This window comes from Chryseobacterium indologenes, assembly GCF_002025665.1.
GTDB classification, from domain to species: Bacteria; Bacteroidota; Bacteroidia; order Flavobacteriales; family Weeksellaceae; genus Chryseobacterium; species Chryseobacterium metallicongregator.
In genome coordinates, this window is the sequence record NZ_CP018786.1 from 690,601 (window position 1) to 715,096 (window position 24,496).

Annotated in this window: 22 protein-coding genes and 1 tRNA gene; 11 read left to right on the forward strand and 12 right to left on the reverse strand. The window is 32.2% G+C overall.

Going from position 1 to position 24,496, the window contains the following annotated elements; all coding sequences use genetic code 11:
* Positions 1-95: 95 nt before the first annotated feature.
* The 8 genes from BUE84_RS24325 to rbfA all read right to left on the reverse strand — a co-directional run bounded on the left by BUE84_RS24325 (position 96) and on the right by rbfA (position 7,730).
* On the reverse strand, positions 96-269 hold the full coding sequence (locus tag BUE84_RS24325) for a bacteriocin-like protein (RefSeq protein WP_157885786.1): 174 nt from the start codon (positions 267-269) through the stop codon (positions 96-98).
* 29 nt (positions 270-298) lie between these two features.
* Positions 299-463 carry a bacteriocin-like protein gene (locus BUE84_RS24330; RefSeq protein ID WP_158521339.1) on the reverse strand — a complete coding sequence of 55 codons (165 nt, stop codon included), beginning with the start codon at positions 461-463 and terminating at the stop codon, positions 299-301.
* A 62-nt stretch (positions 464-525) separates the two neighbouring features.
* Positions 526-1,551, reverse strand: coding sequence for a bifunctional diaminohydroxyphosphoribosylaminopyrimidine deaminase/5-amino-6-(5-phosphoribosylamino)uracil reductase RibD (gene ribD / locus BUE84_RS03125; RefSeq protein WP_079240453.1), 1,026 nt, complete (start codon positions 1,549-1,551; stop codon positions 526-528).
* A gap of 64 nt (positions 1,552-1,615) precedes the next feature.
* Positions 1,616-3,415 (reverse strand): DUF349 domain-containing protein, encoded by a 1,800-nt coding sequence (locus BUE84_RS03130; RefSeq protein WP_079240454.1) that lies wholly within the window; start codon positions 3,413-3,415, stop codon positions 1,616-1,618.
* Positions 3,416-3,489: 74 nt separating this feature from the next.
* Positions 3,490-4,227 carry a shikimate dehydrogenase family protein gene (locus tag BUE84_RS03135; RefSeq protein WP_079240455.1) on the reverse strand — a complete coding sequence of 246 codons (738 nt, stop codon included), beginning with the start codon at positions 4,225-4,227 and terminating at the stop codon, positions 3,490-3,492.
* A gap of 61 nt (positions 4,228-4,288) precedes the next feature.
* The gene (locus BUE84_RS03140) at positions 4,289-6,082 is read right to left on the reverse strand and encodes an endonuclease (RefSeq protein WP_079240456.1); all 1,794 of its coding nucleotides are present in this window, start codon (positions 6,080-6,082) and stop codon (positions 4,289-4,291) included.
* Positions 6,083-6,161: 79 nt separating this feature from the next.
* The gene (locus tag BUE84_RS03145; protein ID WP_079240457.1) at positions 6,162-7,367 is read right to left on the reverse strand and encodes an ABC transporter permease; all 1,206 of its coding nucleotides are present in this window, start codon (positions 7,365-7,367) and stop codon (positions 6,162-6,164) included.
* Between the two features lie 3 nt (positions 7,368-7,370).
* Complete coding sequence (rbfA, locus tag BUE84_RS03150) at positions 7,371-7,730, reverse strand: 30S ribosome-binding factor RbfA (protein ID WP_034693455.1); 360 nt, start codon at positions 7,728-7,730, stop codon at positions 7,371-7,373.
* A gap of 93 nt (positions 7,731-7,823) precedes the next feature.
* Here rbfA and mce point away from each other — a divergent pair, with 93 nt between their 5' ends.
* The 10 genes from mce to BUE84_RS03200 all read left to right on the forward strand — a co-directional run bounded on the left by mce (position 7,824) and on the right by BUE84_RS03200 (position 16,784).
* Complete coding sequence (gene mce, locus BUE84_RS03155) at positions 7,824-8,222, forward strand: methylmalonyl-CoA epimerase (RefSeq protein ID WP_062675576.1); 399 nt, start codon at positions 7,824-7,826, stop codon at positions 8,220-8,222.
* Positions 8,223-8,284: 62 nt separating this feature from the next.
* Positions 8,285-8,358: transfer RNA gene (locus tag BUE84_RS03160), tRNA-Ile, on the forward strand.
* Between the two features lie 457 nt (positions 8,359-8,815).
* On the forward strand, positions 8,816-9,022 hold the full coding sequence (locus tag BUE84_RS03165) for a hypothetical protein (RefSeq protein WP_079240458.1): 207 nt from the start codon (positions 8,816-8,818) through the stop codon (positions 9,020-9,022).
* Between the two features lie 197 nt (positions 9,023-9,219).
* Complete coding sequence (locus BUE84_RS25020) at positions 9,220-9,510, forward strand: lantibiotic dehydratase C-terminal domain-containing protein (protein WP_409993847.1); 291 nt, start codon at positions 9,220-9,222, stop codon at positions 9,508-9,510.
* Between the two features lie 394 nt (positions 9,511-9,904).
* Positions 9,905-10,426, forward strand: a complete 522-nt coding sequence (locus tag BUE84_RS03175; protein WP_145953201.1) for a DUF6624 domain-containing protein — start codon at positions 9,905-9,907, stop codon at positions 10,424-10,426.
* Between the two features lie 315 nt (positions 10,427-10,741).
* The gene (locus BUE84_RS24335) at positions 10,742-10,897 is read left to right on the forward strand and encodes a hypothetical protein (protein WP_158521340.1); all 156 of its coding nucleotides are present in this window, start codon (positions 10,742-10,744) and stop codon (positions 10,895-10,897) included.
* An 88-nt stretch (positions 10,898-10,985) separates the two neighbouring features.
* Positions 10,986-12,014, forward strand: a complete 1,029-nt coding sequence (gene gwsG, locus BUE84_RS03180; RefSeq protein ID WP_079240461.1) for a grasp-with-spasm system ATP-grasp peptide maturase — start codon at positions 10,986-10,988, stop codon at positions 12,012-12,014.
* Between the two features lie 182 nt (positions 12,015-12,196).
* Positions 12,197-13,195, forward strand: coding sequence for a hypothetical protein (locus BUE84_RS03190; protein WP_079240463.1), 999 nt, complete (start codon positions 12,197-12,199; stop codon positions 13,193-13,195).
* 102 nt (positions 13,196-13,297) lie between these two features.
* On the forward strand, positions 13,298-15,490 hold the full coding sequence (locus BUE84_RS03195; RefSeq protein WP_079240464.1) for a peptidase domain-containing ABC transporter: 2,193 nt from the start codon (positions 13,298-13,300) through the stop codon (positions 15,488-15,490).
* A complete protein-coding gene (locus BUE84_RS03200; RefSeq protein ID WP_079240465.1) occupies positions 15,480-16,784 on the forward strand; it encodes an HlyD family secretion protein in 1,305 nt (434 codons plus the stop codon). The genes BUE84_RS03195 and BUE84_RS03200 overlap by 11 nt, the downstream gene beginning before the upstream one ends.
* Before the next feature lie 329 nt (positions 16,785-17,113).
* Here the strand turns inward: BUE84_RS03200 and BUE84_RS03205 are convergent, their stop codons facing one another.
* The 4 genes from BUE84_RS03205 to BUE84_RS24340 are packed head-to-tail and all read right to left on the reverse strand — an operon-like array spanning position 17,114 to position 22,563.
* Positions 17,114-17,959, reverse strand: coding sequence for a thiopeptide-type bacteriocin biosynthesis protein (locus BUE84_RS03205; protein ID WP_079240466.1), 846 nt, complete (start codon positions 17,957-17,959; stop codon positions 17,114-17,116).
* Positions 17,960-17,970: 11 nt separating this feature from the next.
* The gene (locus BUE84_RS03210) at positions 17,971-20,199 is read right to left on the reverse strand and encodes a lantibiotic dehydratase family protein (RefSeq protein WP_079240467.1); all 2,229 of its coding nucleotides are present in this window, start codon (positions 20,197-20,199) and stop codon (positions 17,971-17,973) included.
* A complete protein-coding gene (locus BUE84_RS03215) occupies positions 20,200-22,380 on the reverse strand; it encodes a prolyl oligopeptidase family serine peptidase (RefSeq protein ID WP_079240468.1) in 2,181 nt (726 codons plus the stop codon).
* 6 nt (positions 22,381-22,386) lie between these two features.
* Positions 22,387-22,563 (reverse strand): hypothetical protein, encoded by a 177-nt coding sequence (locus tag BUE84_RS24340; RefSeq protein ID WP_158521341.1) that lies wholly within the window; start codon positions 22,561-22,563, stop codon positions 22,387-22,389.
* 202 nt (positions 22,564-22,765) lie between these two features.
* On the opposite strand from BUE84_RS24340, the gene BUE84_RS03220 reads away from it, so the two are divergent.
* Positions 22,766-24,481, forward strand: a complete 1,716-nt coding sequence (locus BUE84_RS03220) for a helix-turn-helix domain-containing protein (protein WP_079240469.1) — start codon at positions 22,766-22,768, stop codon at positions 24,479-24,481.
* The last annotated feature ends 15 nt before the right edge of the window (positions 24,482-24,496 follow it).

The window sequence follows — 24,496 nt, forward strand, 5'->3', positions numbered from 1 at the left end:
TTGCAAAAATATTAAATAAATCCTAGTAGTTAATTAAAGAAGCTGCCAGATTTCTGACAGCTTCCCAATTTTATGTATTGCAACTTTTATTATTTCTATCCGCAATAATCCAGCGGAAGTAAACAAATGTAGTTTGTAGGGCCACAGAAGTCTGTAGGACAGAAATCTCTACATCTTGTAAGGTCTCCATTAGGCAAAGTACAGTTTACAAAAGCTCCGCCTTGAATTGATTTTAAACCGATTCTTGATACTTTTTTCAAATTTTTCATGATATTAGTTTTTTGTTTTATATTAAAATTTAACAAGGGAATGTTCCATCGGCCCAAGGTGGTGGACAACTCATGCTGGAAGGTGTTGCACAGCAATGCTGTAATGAAGGAGGGTAAAATGAGCAGCATTCCGGAGCGATACCTCCCTGAACTGTTTTCAGCTCCTGTCTTGAAACTTTCTTTAAATTTTTCATAGTAATTTTGATTTGTAAGACTAATGTAAAGAAATTATTTCATTTTACGGTGATAAAAAATATTATTTTGCTTTAAAAAATGAAACAGTATTATCTCTGAAATTTTCAATTGTAGCAGGAATTTGATCGAATTCCGGGGCTTTTGTCCCATTTTCTAATATCAAATTCTCATTTTTAATTACAATGGCTTCGTCCCAAAGATTAGCATTGATAAACTGCTGCAGAGTAAAACGGCCGCCTTCAATAATGACAGACTGGATTTGTTCTTTATACAATACCTCCATAAGTTCCTGCAGAAAATGAGCCTTGTGGATTTGAATAAATTGAATGTGTTCTTCAGTACTTTCTTTCACGGAATTTAAAACCAATGTTCTTGCTTCACTGTTGTAAATATTGAAACTGGCAGGAACTTTTAAGTCAAAATCAATCAGAATTCTGACAGGATTTACGCCTTCAGTATTTCTAACGGTAAGACTTGGGTTGTCATTCAAAGCGGTTTGCGTGCCTACTAAAATGGCATGCTCGTCAGCTCTTAACTGGTGAACAAACTGGTTCACTAATGTATTGGAAACGGCTGTCGGTTTAAAATCTTTATCCAAAAATCCATCATCGGATTCTGCCCATTTTAAAATGATATATGGTCTTTTCTTTTCGTGGTAGGTGAAAAACCTTTTGTTAAGTTCAATGCATTCTTTTTCAAGAATTCCTGATATGGCTTCAATTCCAGCATCCTGAATGATTTTCTTTCCTTTGCCATTCACTTTATCATGAGAATCCATAGCACCAATCACCACTTTTTTAAACCCTAATTCTTTAATTTTCAAGGCACATGGCGGAGTTTTTCCATAATGTGCGCAGGGTTCCAGAGATACATAGATTGTAGATTCCGGAATAAGATCTTTATTCTTAACAGAATTGATTGCATTGATCTCTGCATGGTGTTCTCCTGCTTTGTGATGATATCCTTCACCAATGATCTCTCCGTTGTGTACGATCACACTTCCAACAAGAGGGTTAGGATAGGTGTTGCCAAGAGCTTTTTGAGCCAGCTCGATACATCTTTTAATATAAAATTCGTCGTTGTTCATATGTATAAAAAGAAAAAAGCGAAGACAAATTGCTTTGCTCCGCCTTTATTTATTTTGTTATCTGTTAATCTCCGCTGATAATACTGTGAAGATTTTGTTTTAACGTTTCAAGATGAGCTTTTTTCTCATCAATCGTGTTATATGTGTCTTTTAAAAGAGGGTTTTCTCTGGACGGTTTGTTAAAGAAAGAAAGGTTATTTTCCAGTTTAACGATTTCTGCCTCAAGATCAGAGATTTGATTTTTGATCTTTCTGGCTTTGTCTGTAAGTTGGTTTTCAGATAAACCTTCCTCTTTCAGTTCAAGTTCATTGATTTTGTTTATTTTCAATTTCTCTCTTAATGTCTTGTTGAATTCAGAGTTGATTGAAATTTTATCTCTAGGAACTTTTCCGATGTTATTCCATGAAGTTTTAATTTGCTCAATTCTTTCGATACTTCCTTCTTCGTTGGAAACTTCCTTAAGCTCATCAAGAAGAGCTTTTTTGTTCTTATAGTTTTCTTTCCAGTTGTCAGTAGATGTGTTGCTCTTCTCTCTGTAGTTGTTGAAGAATGCATTACAAGCGTCACGGAATTCATCCCAGATTTTATTGGTCATGCTTTTTGGAACATGCCCGATTTTTTTCCAGTCTTCCTGAAGTTTTTTGAATAACGGAACGGCAATATCCCATTCCTCATTATTCATATTGTCCTGTGCAGTCTGGATCAGTTTTAATTTTTCTTCAAGATTCGCCTGTTGAGAACCTTTTAACGATTTATAATAGTTATTTTTCGTTGTATTGAAACCTCTTAGTGTTGTTTTGAAATCATTCCAGTTTTGGTTGGAAAGTTTTCTTGGAACACTTCCTGTCATTAAAAAGTCAGAACGCAGATCTTCCACTCTTTTGATGGCATTTTGCCAGTAGTTGTGGTTAGGAGTTTCAGAAGGTTCAGACAGTTTCTTGATTTCAGCAATAATCTGATTTTTCTTTTCAAGATTTTCACTCTGTTCTTTTTCAATAGAAGCTGAAAGTTCAGATTTTCTTTCATGAATTTTGTTCGAAATTTCTTTGAACTCTTCCCATGTTTTCTCACGGAATTCCTCTGCTACAGGCTCAGCTTCTTCTTTCCAAAGTTTGTGAAGATACTGAAGTTCATTTAGAGCCTTCTGGATAACGGGTTCATTTTCCAGCTCTTTAGCACGGGCAATAATGTGTTCTCTCTTTTCCAGATTGTGGCTGTATTCCTGCTCCAAAAATTCCTTATTAAGATCCAGCATCTGATAAAACTGATTCAGGTGGTGGAAATAGTTATTGTTAAGAATTTTGAATTCAGACTTTGCAACCTGTCCGGCTTTTGACCAGTCTTCTTTAATCTCACGAATAGATTTGAAAAGATTGACACCCGGTTCAGAGTTGGTGTATAGATTTTTAAGTCTTTCGATAATGCTTTGACGGTGATCAAGGTTTTTCTTTTGCTCTTCTTCCTGTCCTTTCTGGAAGGTATCATGTTTTTCCTTGAAAATATTAACCAACGCAGAATACTTAGTCTGAGAAGGGTGTTCGTAGCTGAAATTTTCAGCTGGATTTCCGGCTTCTACATATTCATGCTTTTTATCCTCCACTTCATCATGGATGTAATGACTTGCTTTCTCTTTCAGCTGGTTGAATCTTTTGAAGTTCTCACCGGCGTTGGGAGTATTGATGATTTTTTCCATTTCCTTTAAAGCATCGGCAAGGGAAATTTCTTCTTCATGGTCATCCAAGTGTTCTGTATCATCTTCATGTTGGTTTGCATCATGAGAAACGGTGTTTTCTGATGGGTCCTGAGATACTTCGTTAGGATTTTTCTTTTCTTCGTTTTCAGAAAGATTGTTTTCTGTAGTCATAGCAAATCTTTTATGTGAGTGGCGTTAATATCCTTTAAATATAGCTTTAAGGCCAATTAAAGTACTAATTTATGTTATTTTTTTTGAAAATTCCAAATTTCCCAAGCTTTTTCTGCTTGCTGTTCAAGCATATAGTACCCATTCACTGTTTTTGCTCCTTTTTCTGAGGCATTGATGATGAATTGGGTGTAGTTTGGGTTGTAAATCAGATCAATAACCAGATGATCTGAAGAAAGCCCGTCAAAAGGAAAGTTCAGACAATCTTTCACATTCGGGAAAGTACCTACCGGTGTACATTGGATGATAATTTTATGTTTGGCAACAGTTTCCTGATCAAGATTTTCATAATTGATTTCTGTACTCCTTGAAATAGTTACAGAAGGAATATTGTGTTTGTCCAATGCATATTTGACTGCTTTTGCTGCGCCTCCGTTTCCTAAGATCAATGCTTTATCCTGTGAAGGTTTTTTGTGTAAAAGAAGCGTCTTTTCAAAACCGAACGCATCTGTATTGTAGCCGGTTTTTTTGCCATCCTGAATAAGAACGCAATTGACGGCACCTATTTTCTCAGCTTCATCACTTAGTTCATCAAGATAATCGATTATTTTTTCTTTATAAGGGATGGTCACATTGAATCCTAACAGGTCCGGAGAAGCAAAAAGGTTTTCTACTTCATTGATTTCATTCAGATCAAAAATATCGTAGGAGAAATTCTTCAGCATGAGCTTTTGGAAATTGTTTTCGAAGAATTTTTTAGAAAAAGAATAAGAAATATTTCGTCCTATCAATCCTAATTTTTTATTGGAATCCATACATCAAAAATAAAAAAAAGACCGGATAAATCCGGCCTTGGTTTGAAATATTTTTTAATAATTAATCTACGATAAATTTAGAAGAGAAATTATCTGTTTTAAGGATATAAGTTCCTTTTACCATACCTTTAAGGTTGATTTTGTTTGAATGTCTGAAAGGGTTTGCAATTGTTTCAATTAGTTTTCCTGAAAGATCATAGATCTCAGCTTTTGAAATTTTGCTAAGGTTTTCTCCTTTTACAAATAATTCATTATTTCTTACCGGGTTAGGGTAGATGGTAAATGCTGATTTGTCTTTTTGGTTTTCAGCAGTAGCTAACGTAGTTCCGAAACATGTCCAGCTAAGATCATCCAGAGCAACTCTGTTGGAAGTAGAAGAATTTGTCAGTTTAATCACCGCATTTCCGCTTACATTTATATTATTGATGGTAGTTGTAGTAACAACATTACTGTAAGGAATAGTTCCTACATTAACATCGTTTACAAAAACATTGAAATATCCTGCGCTTCCGGAGAATTTCAATTGAGTTGTTAAAGTTAAGCTTTGAACTCCACCTGAAAAAGTTGAACTTGTTAAAGTTCCATTTTTTATGGTAATGGCTTTATTATTGATGGTTTGGTCAACTCTTGAGTCAGTAGCAGTCCATGAAATTCCATTGTTGGTCCAGTTTACTGTCAGGTATGTATTTACAGGACCGCTGATTGTTTCAAAATTTTCAGTTCCACAGCTTCCTCCACCGGCAGGTACATCAAGAGTTGTTTCTGTAGCTGTTGTACTTTGTGGAGAAGAGTTTGCGAAAGCATCTTTAGCAATGATGTAGAATGTGTATTGAGTCAATGGTGATAATCCAGAAACAATAGTAGATGTTGTTGTGCCTGAAACAGTCGCTTTTAAGGTTCCGTTGGCATAAATCTCATACGAAGTTACTCCCACATTATCCGTAGCAGCTGTCCAGCTTAAAGCAATAGAGTTTGAAGTTGGGTTGCTGGCAACAAGGTTGGTTGCTGCTGTAGGGGCTTGGTTATCAACAACCGGAGCTCCCCAGATCTGAGTGACATATTCAGGGTGATCAATGAAAGGATTTCTGTTTCCCTGGTAAGTATAAGAAGCATTGTTTCTTGCAATTTCTTCAGCAGACACAGGGTCCATAGCATTCCATGCTAAATATTGATTAAGTGCCCAAGGCTGTAGTCCCGGGAATGCTGTGTTACCAAGCATGTCACCAGTAGTGAAATTAGGAAGTTTATCCTCATATCTTGTCACAAAATAAAGAATCATTCTCGCAATGTCTCCTTTGAAAGCGTCAATAGGTTCAAATACCGTACCTCCGTATCCTGCTGATACGGATGTACCTAGTTTAGATCCGTTTTTAGATGTAAAAGAAGTATTGCCAACGATTCCGAAAGGGTAGTTGGATCTCATTCCGTTTACTTTTCCATCGGTAGCTCGGATAAAATGAATATCCGCAACCATAGGAGAAGCACTGTTGAATAAACTCTGAGGAATCACGTGCTCTCTGTTGTAGCAGTCGCCTTCATTAGAATATCCTGTAGATCCGCACTGACTGGTTCCCAGGGTGAAATTATACTGATCCGGTCCATTTGGATTTTCAGAATAAATATCCAGAATTGTCCCGTCATTTTCATAGAAATAATCACGATCCGTGGTAGCATAGCCTGTCCATAAACCACCATAGCCATGATCTATATGTCCATCACTGATAATGGTTTTAAGAGCTGTTTTAAGAGCAGCACCTGTTAAGGTCGGCGATTGGTTATAATATCCTGCCGGAGCCTGTGCCAAAGCGCTTATAAATGTCACGCTTAAAAGAAAAAAAGATAAAATTTGTTTCATTTTTTAAAATTGGGGCGTAAAGGTACGAAAAAATGAAACCGAAGTATATTAATTGTATGTAATATATAAAGATGAAATGTTAGCCTTTAGTAATATATTCTTTACTGATTTTTGAAAAGAACCATGAAATAGTAATTCCAAATAAGGAAGCTGTAAGAGCTACGATAAGATAATTTTTACCTACAATTTTTACCGGGAATGGCAGAACCTCATTGGCTCTGAAGAATTCTGTGTAAAGCTGGAAGTAGCAAAGTGCTGTTCCAAGAATTAATCCTGTAATCACTCCGGAAATAACAATCAGGAGCCCAGTGTAGAAATAGGTCATTCTTAAATGGCTTAAAGGGAAGCCGAGTGATATCAATGATTTTGCCTGCTCCTTTTTATCAAGCTGAAGAATAATAATGGCTCCGGCAAGATTAAAGGTCGTAATAAAGATGACCAATGCAAAGATCAGGTAAATAAAAAGCTTTTCAGTGTTGATCATTTTCCAGAAAGCAGCATTTTCCTCTTCCTTGGTTTTGATCTCGATATTTTTTCCGAGAGAAGAAAGCAGGCTTTGTTTTACAGTATCTGCATTTTCCGGATTTTTCAGTTTAATAACAATCTGGTAAGCGGACTTTTTAGGAAGAGTAAGTAATTCTTCTGTAAGCTCAATAGGAGAAACGATATAATTGTCCAGCTGGTCTTTTCCCGGGAAAACACCCGTTACCAGAATATCTCTTTTATTATAGATGTCTTCTTCCTTACTGATAATCCCTGTTCCCGGTTTGGGCATAAAAACGGTTGCATAATGATTGGAAGAATCCACAGGAATTGAAAGTCTGTTATCCAGACTGTTTTCCATCAATACCTCATTCGAGTATTTGAAACTTGGATAAGTTCCGTAAAACACTTCTTTATTAATAGGATTTACCTTAACATAAGCCGAATCTACACCTCTTAGGTAAGCAATATCACCCTTTCCGTTGAAACTGATATATACTTTTTCTTCAATAACGCGGGAAAAACTACTGATTTCCTTATTGTTGCTCAAAACTTTACTGACGTTATCCAGATTTTTGATGGTTTTTCCGGAGGTGCTTTTTAACGTAAGATCAGCATGAAGATTGGAAATAAGATCTTTGTTCAGGTCTTCAAGTCCTGAAAAAACAGAAATAATGACGAACATTGCAGCCACAGCAACCGTCATGGCACCTACGGCCAGCCACGTAATGAACGTAACGGCAGTACTTCCCTTTTTAGCCAAAAGGTATCTGGATGCTATGTAAAATGCAATATTCTTCAAGATCTATAAAACAGGATTGTCGCCTTCGCCTCTTAATTCTCTTTCCAGTCTTTCAACATCATCAAGAGCGGTATCCAGGTAAAAGTTAAGTTGTGGAATAATACGCACCTGTTTTGCCATTTTCTGGCCAATGAAGTTTCTGTATTGAGGTTTGTTTTCTTCAATCTCCTTCATCACAGCGGTACGGAATTCCTGTGGGAAAATGCTTAAATAAATCTTAGCAATTCCTAAGTCAGCAGTTACTTTTACATCTGAAACAGATACCAATATGCTCTGTTTGCTTTCTGAGGCCTGTTTGCGGAAAAGCTCTGCGAAGTCTTCCTGAATGATCTGTGCTACTTTTCTTTGTCTGTTACTTTCCATAATTTCTGCAAATTTAGTACTTTTGTTTGAATTGATACTTTGAAATTCAACTACAGTATCAAATTTACGATTTAATTATATTGATTAGTATTTATGAAACTAGAACATATTGGTATTGCTGTAAAGTCTTTAGGGGTTTCTGATGAACTTTTTGCCAAATTATTAGGAAAAGAATCCTATAAAAAAGAAACAGTGGAAAGAGAAGGAGTAGTAACTTCTTTCTATGAAACGGGAGAAAGTAAAATTGAGCTTTTAGAAGCCAGTAATCCTGAAAGTCCGATCTCTAAATTTATCGATAAAAAGGGAGAAGGCATCCATCATCTGGCATTTGGCGTTGAAAATATCGTGGAGGAAGTGAAAAGACTGAAAAAAGAAGGATTTCAGTTTATCTCCGAAGAACCGAAAGAAGGTGCTGATAACAAATTAGTTGTATTCCTTCATCCTAAGTCTACAAACGGTGTACTGGTAGAACTTTGCCAAGAAAAGCAATAAAAAATTTTGTAGTGAAAGAAATTTTACTATTTTTGCAAACACAAAATTTAACCAAGTTTTGAGGTCCTATAGCTCAGTTGGTTAGAGCACCTGACTCATAATCAGGTGGTCCCTGGTTCGAGCCCAGGTGGGACCACTTTTTAAATCAAGCACTTACAGAAATGTAGGTGCTTTTTTATTTTTCTGACTAACATTTGAGAGCGGCTAATCTTTTTTATATTTTATTTGTATTTTTATATTCTAAAAAGATTGGAAAGCAGGACAAAATATAATTCTTGAATTTATAAATAAATATAGCACATTTAAAACCTCGCAAAAGGATTATTTGGAACTAAACAAAGGTGATTTCAGTTTAACAGCAGATATTTTGTCAAGATATAAGGATAAATTATAACTATCTTAGTTGTAATACAAGTCCTTTCGTATTTAATAATCGCCAAATCATTGCAATAAAAGATGCAATGATTTTTTTGTTGTAAAAAAAACATTGTAAAAATGTGTTCAATACTTAGTTTATCTTATTTAGGTTTATTTTACAAAATTGTACTGGTTTAGTAAGTGCTGTAAGCATATACTTTTGATAAAAAAGTTTTATGAAACCAACAGAAAAAATTATTGCATTAGGGAAACAAATTGCTACTCTAATAGAAACACAAACAGAATTCACTTCAAAAGCCTTGTTAATCCTCTCTTTAGGAGTTAAAAGTATCTATTCAAAAGAAGAGGCTGCACTTTTTTTTAATCTTGACCCTGATTATCTGTATCAGCTTAAACACCATTGGAAGATATTACACGATTAAAAAAGACTTTATCCTTAAAAAATATGTTGAAATGTTGAATTGATAGCTAATGAAAATAAAATTATTGTTTCGATGTTTTACATCGAGCAAATGTTTTCAGAACTTAAATTACCGATTACTGAAAAGCATGATTGGTTAGCGAATCAAACAATTCTTTCAAGAAAGAGTTCAATGCAGATAAGAGATTGAATAACCAATTGAATAAAAAATTTATGGAATTTGATCCAAAATATCACGCATTTTTTGAATCGGCCGAGTTTGAAGAGACAAGAAATTTAATTATTGAAAACATATCAGAAACCAAATCGGCTTTAAAAAAGATAACAGAATATAATTCTAATTTTTTGGTTTCTTTTTTTATTGATATTTTCCATATGCATATCAACAGGACTTTTATTTCCAGCCAAAGATTGTTCGAAATGATCATTTATGATTACTTACTCCGCCACAATAAGATATTGTCTAAACAGTCCTGGATGTTAAATTAAAATATTGAAAACCAATATTTTGAAATAGAAATAAGCCCTGTAAATTTATAAATCTATATTGTATTTATTAGGAAATCTTATAGTGAACAGATAAATTTGCTGCAGAAAATATAACATAGCAGAATCCGAAAAGCTTATAGAGTAGGACAATTCAAGGAACTTTCAAATGATTATTAGTAATGTGTATTTTCCGAATCAATTAAATGTTATGATGTTTATGTTTTGTATGTGTACGGTACATAATTAAATATAGCTGATCATCAAAAAGCCCAATGCCAGGGTGTGTATGGCAAAAACAAATTTTAATTTTTATTTTTTTTTAATTATGAGAATAAAAAAAATATTACTTAGCATATTCGCTGCTCTTGTTTTAATGATATCAATATTTCTTTATATGAATAAGGATAAATTTGTCTATGTAGGTTCAGTAGATATTATTGAAGTCGATTGCAGCAAAAAAATTCAAATCTTGAGCGAAGTTTTAGAAAGTGACCAAAGGATTAGAAAATCAAATGAATTAATCAAATACGCTAAAGAAGATCACAGGAATCAAGAATTAGTCATTAGCATTATTGAAAAGTGTGGGATGCCAACATTAAAGGAGGTGGGTCAAAAACAAATGGATGCAATCTGGTTGGGACTGCAACATACTACTAATGAAATCAGAAAAAAGTATTTTCCACAAATAGAGAAAGCGGTTGAAAATGGAGACTTATCTAAACAACAATATGCATTGATGAAAGATAGGATTTTAATGGACGAAGGAAAACCCCAAATATATGGTTCGCAAATAGAAAATGGTAAATTGTATAAATTAGAAAATCCTGAAACTGTGAACGAAAGAAGAAAAAAAATGGGAATGGAACCAATAGAGGATTATTTAAAGAATTTCCATATTCAGTTCAATCCGAATTAACAACACAACATATAACTCCGGTCATAATTATAGGAGTAGGTGATTTATCGATACGTTTATGTCTTTCTGGACGAAGTGCGTTTAATATTCTTGAATTAATGAAATGCATGGGTGCCCCTATAGAATACTGCAAAAAACTTATTCTTACGACGCATATCAATGTGATTTCGAAATAAGTTTACAAAGATAAAATTTCTTATAATTTTTCCTTAATGCAAAATATTTGCATTAATATATTTTACATTATTATAAATCATATAATAGGGAATGCCCTGCCCCCTTTAAGTGCAGAGTTAATACTTAAATCGTTTTATTATGTTAAAATTAGAAGATTTCAAAATTAAAGAAATTGAGACTTTAGATTCAATCAAAGGTGGTAAAGGAGATTGTCTTTACACGACCCATGAAACTGTGAATTTTTTAGGTTGGATCATTGAAACTGGTACTAAGGGTGATATAAGCCCAGATTAGTATTAGCAAGAGCTAATTTGCAATTAATTACCTCTATAGCAAATTCTTATTTGTAGATAGAGGTAATTTTATTTTAAAATAACAATCAATGGCAAAACATTTAATTGTAACTCAAGATAGTGATGGATCTTCAGATGAAGTTTGTAGCTGGTTTTATAGATATGGTGTGTCTTTTAAAAGATTAAATCTTGATTCATATAAAATAATAGATCGTAATAATGATCTATATTCAGACTATTTTAATTTCGATAATATTGACATAAGTATTCCCGGTGAAAAAAAAGTTAATGATGAAAACTTTACGGAAAAATTTACTTCGATTTGGTATAGAAGGCCAAGTGCTAATGTTGAAAACATGGTAATTGACGAAACTGAGTCAGGTCTCTCTAAATTTCTTCTCCATAAAATAAGATCAAATCAAAAATCGGAATTAAAAGAACTTTACAGTTACATTTTCAATTCCATACAGGGTTCGGTCATATTAGGAAATAGATTAAAAACTAGAGTGAACAAATTAGAAATTCTATCTATAGCAAGCAAATTAGGAATTTGCATTCCTAGAACCAAAGTAATTTCTACAAAAAGTCAAATTTTAGAATTTCAAAAAGAGGTTAACAGTTCCCTTATAACTAAATCAATTTTTGAGCCAATAGCTGCTATGGACGATGACTCAAAACAAAGACACATATCTTACACGAATGAATTGACGGATTCTATACTAGACAAAATACCAAATTATTTTTCACCGAGCTTGGTACAAGAAAAGATAGAAAAAGATTTTGAAATCAGAACTTTTGTTATGGGAGAAAACTACTACAGCATGGCTATATTCTCCCAGAACAACGAACAAACCGCTGTAGATTTCAGAAGATACGATTTTAAAAAACCAAGTAGAAATATTCCTTTTACTTTACCTGAAGAATTGACTATAAAAATAAAAGAACTGTTAAAAATAATAGAATTTAATACGGGTTCAATTGATATTATCAAAGGTAAAGATGGGAAATACTATTTTTTAGAAATCAACTCAGTCGGACAATTTGGAATGGTTAGCAAGCCTTGCAATTATAATATAGAGTATCACATATATAAATATTTAACCAGAGATGAAGAATAAACTTCTTAATTCGGAAATTTCACTTGAAAAGTTATCCCTTAACAATATTTTAATTGATTCATTTGAATATTCAGATAATAATAACATTAGGAAATTTTTTTTAGCTCGAAATTCATTGATAAATACTAATCAATATGTAGTCAGAGAATACTATAAACAAAATACGACAGTAATTTTGAATTATGAATAAAAATAAATATGTAAGAGTTTTTACAGACTGTTATTTAGTTGATGGAGATAATGGCTATCTAATATATGATTTATCAAGACAGAAACTCCTTTCTATAAGTCAAACTGCATACAACGTACTAAAAGAAATTGATGGAAAAAGGATTGATTCTATAATATCAAAATTTGGGAATGGCATAATTGATATAATTGATTATTTCCTTACAGAGGAAGTATGTTTTTTAACTGACAGTCCCACAAATTTTCCTAAAATTAGCGAAGATATACATTTTGAGAATGAATGCTATTCAGCTATTTTAGAAATAGGTACTTCTACTAATTATGATTATGTTGAAGTAATAAATGAACTTAATCAATTAGGATGTCAAATGTTGATGCTTTCCATTAAATCAGATAGTAATATCACATCAGAGGAAATTTTAAACATTTTTAATGCTACAACAAATTCTTTTTTAAGATGTATTGATGTTGTTGTTCCAAGCTCTTTTGAGAATATATTTTCTATGGACTTTTTCAACCACAATATTAGAATTACTTCTGTAACTTATTTAGGTTCTAAGCAATTTAAAACAGAAGAAAATAAGAATTATGTATTAATAAAAAGAGTAAAAGATGAAGAGTTAAATTGGACTGAAAAATTTGTTCGTTCAAATTTCACTTTTACTTTGAAGAGTTTTATGGAATCAAAGAAATATAACATTGCTCTTAATCGTAAAATTTGTATTGATGAATTTGGTTATATCAGAAATTATATAAATCATCAAGAGCATTTTGGAAATCTATCAGATACTACTACTTCAATAAGCCAAGTATTTAGAAGTCCTGAATTTCAGAAAAAATGGGAAGTTAGTAATGATTTAATTGAAAAATGTAAGTTGTGTAAATTCCGCTATTGCTGTTTTTCCAATACAGATCTTCATTATTCCAATGAGAAATGGTATAAAGTAAATTCTTGTGAAAATTTTGAGCCTGTAAAAGAAAATGCAAAATGATTTTTATTAATATCTAATTAAGACAGTAATAATAAGTCTAAAACAGAAGACAATTAAATATCAGAAAATATAATTAAAAAATAATTTTCAAATAGATTTATTTTGAGAAAGTTCCCGTTTTATAAACAACCCGATACCAAAGATTGCGGCCCCACTTGTTTGCGAATAGTTATCAAACATTATGGTAAGACCATTCCTTTGCAGCAAATCCGTAACCTTACAGAAACTACCAGAGAAGGAAGTTCTATGTTAGGGCTTAGTAATGCTGCTGAAAATATGGGGTTAAAAAGTTTAGGGATTAAAATAAACTATAAAACCTTACAAGAAGACGTTCCATTACCATGTATTGTACATTGGAATAAATCTCATTTTGTAGTAGTTTATAAAATTGATAAAAATACCGTTTATATTTCCGATCCCAGTTATGGTTTAATCACTTATAACAAAGAAGATTTTATCAAAAACTGGATTGGAGCAAACGCAAATGAAACCACAGAAGAAGGTATTGCCTTACTTTTAGAAACCACACCTCAATTTTATAAAAGCGATTGGGACGAAACCAAAGATAAAAAATCACCATTACAATTTGGTTTACAGTATTTTGCGAAATACAAATCATTAATCGTTCAACTTTCTGTGGGTTTATTGACTGGAAGTATTATTTCATTAATTACTCCGTTTCTTACCCAAAGCATGGTAGATGTGGGGATACAAAATCAGGATTTAAACTTTATTTATCTTGTTCTCATTGCACAAATAATGCTTTTTATCGGCAGAATAGGAATTGAAGTGATACGCAGTTGGATTTTACTTCATCTTTCCGCAAGAATCAATATTTCCATTATATCAGACTTCTTTATCAAACTGATGAAACTTCCGATTTCATTCTTTGATACAAGAATGACGGGAGATATTATGCAGCGAATCAACGATCATACGAGAATAGAACAATTGCTTACAAGTTCATCTCTGAATACATTATTCTCATTAGTCAACCTGATTATTTTCAGTATTGTACTGCTGTTTTATGATTATAGACTATTTCTGGTTTATTTGGCTGGAGCAATTCTTTATATCGGATGGATTAGTTTTTTCCTCAAAAAAAGGAAAGAACTTGATTACAAAAGATTTTCCCAAATATCCCAAGAGCAAAGTAAGGTCATTGAATTGGTTAACGGAATGCAGGAAATTAAAATGCATAATGCCGAAAAGCAAAAACGTTGGGGCTGGGAGTTTTTGCAGGTCAAATTATTTAAGCTTAGAATAAAATCTTTATCATTAGAGCAATGGCAATCTGTAGGAGGAAATTTCATCAATCAAATGAAAGATATTTTAGTGAGTTTCCTTTCTGCCAAATTGGTGTTAAGCGGAAATCTTACTCTGGGAATGATGCTTTCGGTTCAATATATCATCGGTCAGCTCAACAGTCCTTTATTACAATTGGTAGAATTTATAAGACAAACGCAGGATGCTAAAATATCGTTGGAACGTCTGGGAGAAATTCACGATAAGGAAGATGAAGAAAATGCTGATGAACAATATGTTTCGGAAATTCCACAAAATGATATAGAGGTACACAATATGTCTTTTAGATACATCGGTTCCAGCCAATTCGTTTTTGAAAATCTCAATCTTTCAATTCCGTACCAAAAAACCACCGCAATAGTCGGAGCCAGCGGAAGTGGAAAAACTACTTTACTGAAATTGTTGATGAAATTTTATGAACCCAACAACGGTGAAATTAAAATAGCAAATACTAATCTCAAAAATATTTCTCCCAAAAAGTGGAGAGACCATTGCGGCGTGGTGATGCAGGAAGGTTATGTTTTTAATGACACTATTGCGGAAAACATTGCTGTCGGCGAAGATTTTATTGACAAGCAAAAACTAAGAAAAGCTGTAGAGATAGCAAATGTCAAAGATTTTATTGAGGGACTTCCGTTAAGTTACAATACTAAAATCGGGAATGAAGGAGTTGGTATTAGCGGAGGACAGAAACAGAGATTATTTATTGCAAGAGCTGTTTACAAATCCCCTGATTATATTTTATTTGATGAAGCAACAAGTGCTTTGGATGCTAATAATGAAAAAGTGATTATGGAAAACCTTGAGCAATTTTTCAGAGGAAAAACTGCAGTTGTAATTGCCCACAGACTTTCCACTGTTAAACACGCCGACAAAATTATTGTTTTAGACAAAGGAAAACTGGTAGAAGAAGGAAATCATACCGAATTGGTAGCTAAAAAAGGTGAATATTACAGACTTGTAAAAAATCAATTGGAACTTGGAAACTAGGAAAGACATATTAGATAATATCGAACTTCGCAGCGAAAGCGTTCAGGATATTCTTACACAGCCTCCACATTGGATGATTCGGTGTGGAAATACGGTTATTTTCATTATTATGATAATGGTATTATTGATGAGTTGGTTCATCAAATATCCTGAATTTATTCCCTCATCCATCGTGGTGACTTCACAAAATCCACCGGAAAAACTGGAAGCAAGAACTAACTCGAAAATTGAGAAAATTCTTATCAAAGACCATCAGAAAGTTGAAAAAGGCCAGGTAATGATGGTTTTGCAATCTACGGGAAATTATCAGGATATTTTAAAACTGAGAAACTTGATGGATTCTGTTTCCACCAATCATTTACAAGATTTTCCTTTGAAAATGGTGTCTGCTTTTAAATTGGGAGAGATTCAGAGTGATTATAATAGTTTTGCAAAAGCATTTCAGGATGAAAATTTATTTACAAGACTACAGCCTTATGCTCCGGAAAATCTAGCAGCCAATCAAGGTATTTCAGAGTCTAAAAGTAGAATCACGAATTTAACACAGCAAAGAAATCTTGAAGTTGCAAAAACCGAACTTACACTAAAGAATTATAAACGTTCACAAGAATTGTTTAACCAAGGAGTTATCGCAGCGGTAGAGTTGGAAGGTGAAAAAATAAAATATCTTCAGGCTCAGCAAAACTTAGAGAACATAAATATTTCTTTGTCTCAAATGCAGGAAAGTATATCCAATTTCAACAAAACAAAAAGCGGAGCGGCGATTAATACAGAAAAAGATAAAATCACTTATTCATCCCAGACCCTTCAGTTATTTGAGCAATTAAGAAAATCTTTAAAGCAATGGGAGCAGAATTATTTAATAGTGTCATCCACAAACGGAACGGTAAGTTTTCAACAATTCTTCGGCGAAAATCAATTTGTTAAATCAGGGGATGCAATTCTTTCAATTCTGCCTAATGACAAAGTTGCTTTAGTGGGTAGGATGTCCGTTCCTGCAACCAACTCTGGCAAAGTTACTACAGGTGAAAAAGTTTTAATAAAATTGGATAATTACCGCTACCAAGAATTTGGAATTGTAGAAGGTAGGGTTCAAAATATATCATTAACACCGAATGGTGAGGGCAATTATTATGTAGATGTTATCCTTCCTAAAGGTTTAAAAACTTCATATAATAAGAGACTTCCATTTGACAAAGAATTGAAAGGGAATGCTGAAATAGTTACCAAAGATTTAAGACTAATTGAAAGGTTTTTCTATCAAATTAGGGAACTTTTAGGACATCAGACATGAAACAATCATCAGAAAATATCCCAAATTATAAACTTAATTTTTAATAATTATGGACCTGAGAAAACTAATCTATATAAAATACGGCTTCTATTAAAGATGTATTGGCAAAATAATGAAGTTAAAAGTTTTGAAGATTTTATACGCAAATACTTTTCTATTCTACAAAAAACGGTAATTTAGGTCAATAAAAAAGTGTTGGCTTCGTTCAGTTTTAATATATTTCCATTAGTGCCCTGCGTAAGAATTTATGAGATACTAATGGAAAGTGTTTTTTAAGGGAATAATATCAGGAAACAGAAGGAAAAGAATGGAGCATTTTGAAAAATTCTTTATAAGGATGACACGTAAGCAAGCGTTTTATAATACCTCACGAGATAATCATAAATTACCATTTCAAATAATCTTTGTTGAGAAACAAATATTCTATTGATATTCATATGGAAAATACTCTGAAATAAGAATTGCAGAGGCATTTCTAAAGATTGATCTTTATGTTTATAAAGAATGCTTTGTAGTGCTGTGTTCTTTTCTTCAATCGTATGAATAACAAAGTTTCTTTCTTCCAAAAACTCTTTAGAATTAATAAAGTCTACAAATTTAGGTTTGAACTCGCGGTATTTTTTGTCAAGCTGGCTATTGAGCTTTTTATCTGCCTTAAATTCCTGTTTGAAAGTATGATTAAAGTATTTGATCCACTCCAGCTTTTCTTGAATGGAGAGATTAAGTTTATTCAACATCTCATCCATATAAAACAAGCTAACGATGATCTTTTCCTCATCATCATAATGCAAACATTCCAATGTGAACTCACTATTTTTGTAAAACAAGGTTTCTACTTCTTCCATGGTATTCTTTCCATACCTTTCAATTTCCCGGTTATAGGTGTCGACCATAATGGTAAAAATCTCTCCACTATCTATATATGGCTGGAAAATATTTTGTGCCGTGTTAAGAATTTCATGGTAATAGTGGGGATCATTTAATTTTAATCTTATCCTCAAATGGGATTTAGGATCATAATACCGTATAAAAAACCATTCGGAAATATAGCCGTTCTTCTGAAAAGACTCTATTAAAGGTTGTATTGCTTCTTCAAGGATAATATCAGAAGTTTTTATACCTGTATATATTTTCAGGTATAACCAATTACTTCCGGGGATAAAAGTTCGTTGCATTATTAAATATCTTACTTATTTTTCTCTTCTACGGCTTTATACACTGGAAAAATGAACTCTCGTCTGAAATGGTCATTTTCATTGTATAAAAATTCTTCTATAACGATTGATTTTTGACTTTTAACAGTTTCAATAAAAAGCTTTGCCATGTCATAATTTTCAAGAGCCATGGTTAAAGTATTGTCAAATTTAGACCATTGAATCCAGTCCGGAATTTTTCTTTTGTTTCTCCAGTTTCTTAGTTCCTGTAAAAAATCCTTTTTGTTCAATTTTAATTGATCTAACAAAAAAATATCTTTTTCTGTAATCTTCCACCGTGCTTTTGAAAGAATGATATTATGATATTCTACCCTTGGCAAAAATGTATAAATATATTCTAAATCACCCCAGTTAAAATAAAGCCCGGGTTTGATATTCTGTGTATGTAAATCTGATAAGAAATGATAGACAGGTAATGTATTGGTATAATAATTATGGGCGTTTGTGAGATAAGGTATAACCCTCTTATTTAGTTTTTTTGAACGTAAAATAATCTCATCATTTTTTAAAGAAATATAAAGATCCTCTGTAGATATCTGATTTTCTTGAGGCAATAAAGATTGAGCTAAATAAGGAATTTCATACGCTCTCAAAGTAGGTCTTCTTATTATATTTCCTATTCTTGCTTCTGGTAAATGAATGATTTCGGCCAGGATCTCATCAGGTCTGAGTTCTTCTTCTTTTTTAGCAATATTTTTGAGGAGATTCTGTACTTCCGATTTTTCGGAACAAAATCGTCCTAACAGCGTGCCGGCACTACTTCCTGAACTTGCATTTAAAAATATTTTTTCCTGATTATTTTCAGAAATGATTTCTGCCATGATAGAGGTGGTATCAGGCATATTATCCCAGTTTTCCTGGAAATCTTCAAAATCCGTATCGGCCAGTTCTATACTATACTGGTTATCTAACAGAGCTTCCTGTAACTTTTCGTTAAGTATTATCTGGATTGGAGTAAACTCAATTTTTTTGTTTTGTTTTTCCTGCAGGGTAGGAAGTGCCAAATCTTCTATATAAGGATGGATACCCTTTGAAGATACATTTTGCTTATATCCAATACCTATTTCAGTATCTAAGACATAGAGTAGGGGCATTTCCTGAGTGTCAAACTTTTCGACAAAAGCTTTTTTAAATCTGGAAAATTGATTTTCCTTTTGTGTTAAAGTGATTTTATTCAGAAAACTTATTCCGGTTTTTAATTCTTTTTTCCAACTTTGGGATAAGTAAAAAGGAGAGGTATTATAGAGATCCGTCTGAAAGAGATATTTTTGTTCATACTCCATTGTGAACGATTGTATCAGATCTCTGATTTCATCGTATAGTATAGTAGGATTACCAATATTTAAATCCAGTTTCTCCAGGTTATCCTTTAAAGAAACTAAAATATCAGTTTCATTTTTTATTTCTAATCTGTTTAGAACAGTGATAATAGTATTTAAAAAATCAGTTCCCGACACATTAGGTTCCAGCTCACTTACCAGGACCTGATTATCAATTAATTCTTCTATAAATTCTCTTGCATCATCTTCTGTTATCTCTTCATTAATTAGAATACGAGAAATCTCACTAATGGTTTTACCTTGTTTTGAAAAATTTATTATTTGCTGTAACTCTACAGATATTGGAGCTGAGGAAATAATATATTCTCTTTTTCCTCCTGTATATTGATATTCTATATATCGAATTCTACGGCCTATTTTATAGATGCTGTTATTAGGGAAAAATAAAAGCTTATTCTTTACTATGGGTAGTTGTGTAAAATATTGTGCAAGAGAAACAAGAAAATGCATATCCAATCTGGTATCCCGTACTAATTGATCAGTTGGTAGCTCGCATCCTGTTGTGTTGTCGGAAAATTTGGATGCTTCCAAAGAAAATTCTCCTAACCCTATACCAGAAAATAAGCCGAATGGAGTACAACGGGTACTCATTCGGCTATAATATTTTATAAGGGTATTTTTTAGTTTATGAAATTCTTTGGAAGAGAGTGGTTTTTCTGAGCTCAGCCATTTATCAAATTCTTCATATAGATGAGATGAAGCAAGATAGATAGCCTCCCTAAAAACAGGATTGTTAAAAATTTCTTTTAATTTTCCATCTGAAATTTCATCTTGGCTAAGTTGTTCCTGAAAGTTCTTTTGTGAGAATAAAGGGGTTCGTACTATATACTCATTAAAAAAATGATAAGGGAAGCGTGACATCTACTTTTTTATTTGTTCTTTTGGTTGGTAGTCGGGATGGCCTAATTGCCAAAATGCAAAAGTAAATATATCATCAATATTAGTATATCTTTGATCTACTGCGACATTATTTCCATGACCTCCTTCAAAATCTATTTTTAATAACTGAGGATTGGAAGAAGTATCATTAAACATTAGTTTAGCAGCATATTTTACTGGCTCCCAGACTATAACCCGCTGATCATTTATTCCTCCGGTTATAAACGTAGCAGGATATTTTTCTCCTTTTTTAATATGCTGATAAGCATCCATTTCCAGCAAACTTTTGAATTCTTTTGGATCGTTAATCGTTCCAAATTCTTTGGGCTGCCCATTAGGGGTTATTTCATCTCTTAGCGGATTCATTACTCCTACTTCAGCAATAACTACTTTAAAGAGGTCAGGTCTCTCCGTCATGGCTCTTCCTACAGTGATTCCTCCGGCACTGGCGCCCCAAATCGCTACTTTTTCCGGGGAGGTGTATTTTTCTTTTATCAGATATTCTGTACAATCTATCAAATCCCTCCAGGTATTGGGTTTAGTTTCTTTATATCCTCCCAAACGCCATTCTTCTCCTTTTTCTCCTCCTCCTCTTACATGAGCTATTGCAACTACACCACCTTGTTGAACCCATAATAAATAAGTGGGTGAAAAATAGGGATTATTAGAAATGCCATAAGAACCATAGCTGTTAATAAGAGTCATATTCTTACCATCTTTTTTTATATTTTTATTATATAGTAAGGATACCGGGATTTCTTGTCCATCTCTTGATTTTACGATGATTTCATTAACAATAATATCCTGAAACTCGGGATATTTAGTAATAGGGGTAAGATTTTCTGGCTTGAAAGAATTGGTCTTTAGGTCATATTTAAATCTTTGCTCATCATTGGCCCAACCGGAGCAAGTTATCCACATATCGGAATGATTTTCTCCTTTGCCTCTTAAATTAATGTCTCCGGATGGATAGGGAAGATCAATAGAATGGTTTTGTCCGTTTTTATATAAGTACAGCTTAGCTTCTACTCCGTTTTTTGTAGTGGTATAATAAATACCATCTTTTGTAATTTTATAGCTTTTAATGATTTCGTCTTTTTTTTCAGGAATCAAAACTTCACCATTCTTAAAGTCAGGATTGAGAATGTTGGTTTTACAAAGCTTATTGAGAGAAGTATTGTAGCCTGATATAAAAAATATTTTATCTTTTTGAAAAGTTAAACTTTTAGCTTTATCGTCCGAATTGGAAAATAATTTCCAATTTTTTTTACCTGCTAATAAATCCTGCTTACGAATGATAAATGTTTTTCTATAAGACTGGAAATCAACCAACATACCAATATAGTATTGATCATCAGTACTAAAGTCTAAAATGATTGGAAATTGATCTTCGGTAATATGTAAATCAGGATTATTTTTAGCAGAAAAAACGTCTACCGATTTATTAGGATCAGTTCCAATTTTATAGAATACAGTTTTTGTATTTTTATAAAAGTTTTGAGATGTTGGGTCAGTTGTAGAAAACTCTACATAGATAAACCCTGTATTATCATCTGTCCATTTTATGCCATCGAAAGTAGCGGGTGCTGAGTTGGTAATAATCTCAGGATGTACATATTTCGTTTTTACATCCAGGATAATTATTTCTGATAATTCTTTTCCTTTTTCAGACATGGAAACAGCTATTTTACTTCCATCCGAACATGGGCTTATATAATTGATAACGAAAGAATGACTTCCGTTATTCTCTTTATACATAGCAGGATCATATAGCAATATTTCTTTGCCTAAAAACCCTTCCTTATAATATAATTTGGCAATCTTTTCATCGCCATTTTTCTTTAAATAAAAATATTTGTCATTATCGGTAATTTCAAAATCCGATATAGAGTACCCCTGCCTTCTGTCAAATTCCAACCTTTTTTCAATATAATAGTTTTTTTTGGGAATTTGATTTAATATAGAATTGGTATAATTGGTTTGAGACTGCATCCAATTTATAGTTCCAGCGTTTTGAAGATCCTCAAGGTTTCTATATTCATCTATTATTTTAGTTCCAAAATAATTTTCTGTAACAGGTTTTGAAGGTGCTAAATTGTTTTTTTGAGCCTTTATGGGAAGTACATATAAAATAGCAATAATGACAAATATTAAGTTTTTCATATTTATTTAAGGCTTGATTGTATGTTTAATGGGTGTGTTTGGATCAACTTCGCCATTTTCATCTAAAAATACCTGATTACCATTCCCTCCATATCCTCCATGGATTCTCTTTAAATCATTAATCTTCATAATCTGTACTTTTTTTAAAGACAATTTCTTTTGCGCGTTGTTTTCTTTTTTCATGATTGTTATTATTATGGTTTATAAAAATTAATTGTACAAAGAAAGCAATATTTCTTTGACCTACTGAAAATATATCTATAGATTTATAAATATATGTTTGTAAAATGTCAATAAAATAATAATGATCAATTAGTTAAAATCAAAATACAAATTATACATTTTCTTGAAAAAATGAATATTTTTGTACGGTATAGAAAAATTAATGAAAAAGATATTCCTGCTTTTATTTGCATTCTTTTGTAGTCTATTTTTTGCTCAAAACAAAATTGATAGTTTAAAATTATTGAATTATGAGGAGTTAAAAAATAAATTTAATGTTTATGATGAATCTAATAAAAAGTTAGAAGCAAAAGTTATTTCTCAATATTACTTAGCAAAAGCAAAAAAAGAAAAAAATATCCTTGAAATTGCAGAAGGGTATAATCTTATGCATTCAACTGAGGACTTCCAGGGGGCTTTAAAGTATATTGATAGTCTGGCTATAATTACAAAAAATGTGAAAGGAGATGTATATCCAGCCAGAACATTTATTATAAAAGGAAATTTATATTATAAATATGACAATTTAAAAGCTGCCCTTGATAACTATATTTTAGGTTTAGAATATTCTAAAAAGCAAAAGAATTTGAAGCAAATAGCTTATGCCAATATGAATATTGCTTATTTAAATAGTTATATGGGGAAAAATAAAGAAGCAGCAAAAACATTTAGATATTATTTATTGAATTCCGACGATATAACAGATGAATATCAGCATGATCAGATGCGGGTAAGTCTTGCATACTGCTATATTAAAATAAATAAAATTGATTCTGCCAGTTTTTTCATTAAGGAAGGATTGAATTCTCCCTTTGTACAAAAGAATATATATAATAGGAATCAGTATTTATATTTATCTGGACAGCTGCATCTTAAAACCAAAAATTATCAAGCTGCTATTGCTGAGTTAACAAAGGCGTATACTTATTTTTCAAGTATTAATGATAACAATCAAAATTTTGTATTATATAGTCTGGGAAAATGTTATGAAGAATTAAATAACAAACAAGAGACGATAAAATATTTTACTCAGATAGATTCCAATGTAAAAAAAACGGAGATTACTTTTCCAGAGCTAGGAGATGTATATACTTTTCTAATAGATTATTATAGGGAAAGCGGTGATAAAGAAAAACAACTCTATTATATTGACCGTTTTCTAAAAGTTGATAAAAAGCTTGATGAACAATTTCGATACTTATCAACGGAGTTGCACCAGAAATATGATACACCCAATCTTTTACAAGAAAAAGAAGTTATAATAAATGAATTAAAAAATAAAAAAACATTTTTGTATGCTTCTGTTAGTATTTTAGTATTAATATTAATCTTGCTTACCTATTTTTATTACAAAACTAAGAAAGCTGAGAAAGAACATCGAAAAATTGCTCAGGACTTAATTCATTTGATTGAAAAAAGAAATCTTGAAGCAGCTCAAAATAAAAATGATAAACCAGTAGAAATATACGAACCGGTAAAAGTAGAAAGTGAGACCAAAACAATTAAAACGGTTCCCGAAGATGTTGCTCAATCTATTTTAAAGGATCTGGACAATTTCGAAAACAAACTTCTTTTTTTGAAAAACGGGATTACATTAACAAGTCTTGCGAAAAATATAAAAACCAATACTGCTTATTTGTCGGAAATCATTAATAACCATAAAGATAAAAATTTCACTACTTATCTTAATGATTTGCGTATTGATTATGCTTTAGATCAGCTTGTAAAAGATAAAAAATTTCGTTCTTATAAGTTACCTGCTATTGCTGAAGAAATAGGTTATAATAATGTTCAGGCATTTTCGATTGCTTTTAAGAAAAAGACAGGAACTACTCCGTCTATTTATATTAAAGAGATTGAAAAATCAATTTTGAATTAAACCAAAACAAATAGT